At 37.4% G+C, this 475-nt stretch carries 1 protein-coding gene; it reads right to left on the reverse strand.

Translation table 11 applies throughout. The annotated features are described in order from the left end of the window. Positions 1-475 (reverse strand): hypothetical protein (locus D0S45_20825; GenBank protein ID TIH05232.1); only part of this gene is annotated, 475 nt, incomplete at both ends.

The raw sequence follows: 475 nt of genomic DNA on the forward strand, positions 1-475 counted from the left end.
AACTAGAGTGTACCTCTTCTTTGACATACTCAGTACATTTATAGGACCAAACAAATCCATGTGTAGTAAATGTAATGGAGTTGTGATTGAAAACTGCTCCTTAGACTTGTGTGATGTTCTTTTMTGYTTCCCTTTTTCACAMGCTGCACAAAGTCCCTCTTTGATATACTCCTTTTTAGGAAGACCCTWGACCAATTCCTTTTTGGCAAGAATATTTATTGTCTTGAAGTTCAGAKGTGAYAATCTTTTATGCCATAGCCAATTTTCCTCAGAAGAAGCTTTTGAGTAGAAGCARGAAAYTCCATCGGAAGATGCRGATGACATGTCCARGACATACAAGTTTCCACTTCTATCGGCAGATAACAGATGATTTCCATTTYTGTCTTTTAAGATGCACTTTTCTTCCTTGAARTCTACGAGRAATCCTTTGTCACAGAGTTGACTTATGCTTAGCAGATTGTGTTTCAGTCCTTCA

The sequence above is a fragment of the Marinifilum sp. JC120 genome (genome assembly GCA_004923195.1).
In the GTDB taxonomy this organism is placed as follows: domain Bacteria; phylum Desulfobacterota; class Desulfovibrionia; order Desulfovibrionales; family Desulfovibrionaceae; genus Maridesulfovibrio.